Below are 991 nucleotides of genomic sequence, written 5' to 3' on the forward strand. Positions count from 1 at the left end.
CGAGTGTAAAACCTGTCCATTTTTGAGATGCTGCTGTCCCACAATTGGTTCACGTATGGGATGGTAGTGTTCCGCTAGTTGTTCCAGTTCGGGATCGTAGTGTCCCGAAGCCCGTTCCCTACTTATCCCTAAAGAGGACATCTTTATTTTACTTCCTTTATAAGGATTATTAGAGGGGCAATAGATAAGGTAATTCCATCCATCCAAATCCCTTATACAACGGTGATAGGTGGATTTCGAACCAATTTTTGAGGCCCGCATCAAATCGCGACGGTTCACGTAAAATTCATGTAAAAAACGGTTACTGTTCCATTCTTGAAATAAAGCCATGTACAAACTGATATGTGTTGGGTTCAACCGGTCATCAAAATAGAATTTTTCAAAGGCCGCATTGAGGAGTTTGATATAATTCATCTCTACAAATCCATTTTATGGTGGATACGGTTTTTATCCATCACGTGTTGAATATCTTCCGCATCGTAAAAAATAATCCCTCCAATCTTGGTGTAGGGCAAGGTTCCATTGATACGAAGGTTTTGTAAAGTTCCTGGACTTACTTGAAGGAGATCCATCACTTCAGAAGACTTCAAATATTTTTTAATGGTTCCTGAAGATTGCTGGCTAAGAAGATTTTTAATATCATCGAGCAATTCCATTTTGAAATCTCTAAGATCATCGGTGGTAATAATGTTTGTCGGCATAATAAAGTGATTTTAAAAAGAGATGGGGCTATATCATTTCTTATTTATGAAAAGCCCCTCCCTAAGTTTGACTTTCGTATAACAAATCTCTCCAATCATTACCTTACTCTTTCCCTATACATATCGTAATACCGATAAAAATTAACATTTGTTTTCCCTAAAAAAGAGATTAAACCTTACGATTTAACCCCTTTTATAATAACCTGAATAAAGAATGTAATTCTCAATGGTCTTCTTTATCCATCTTATGTTTTAAATGCATACTTAACTCATCCAAAAACTTGGTTTGA

At 36.2% G+C, this 991-nt stretch carries 1 protein-coding gene and 1 pseudogene; both read right to left on the reverse strand.

Features of this window, described 5'->3' with window-relative positions; all coding sequences use genetic code 11:
• Positions 1-414 (reverse strand): annotated as a pseudogene (locus tag FT986_RS07910) (hypothetical protein); the annotation flags it as partial.
• Between the two features lie 2 nt (positions 415-416).
• A complete protein-coding gene (locus tag FT986_RS07915) occupies positions 417-701 on the reverse strand; it encodes a helix-turn-helix domain-containing protein (protein WP_111540366.1) in 285 nt (94 codons plus the stop codon).
• Positions 702-991: the final 290 nt, after the last annotated feature.

This window comes from Mesonia sp. K4-1 (assembly GCF_008017825.1).
Lineage (GTDB): Bacteria > Bacteroidota > Bacteroidia > Flavobacteriales > Flavobacteriaceae > Mesonia.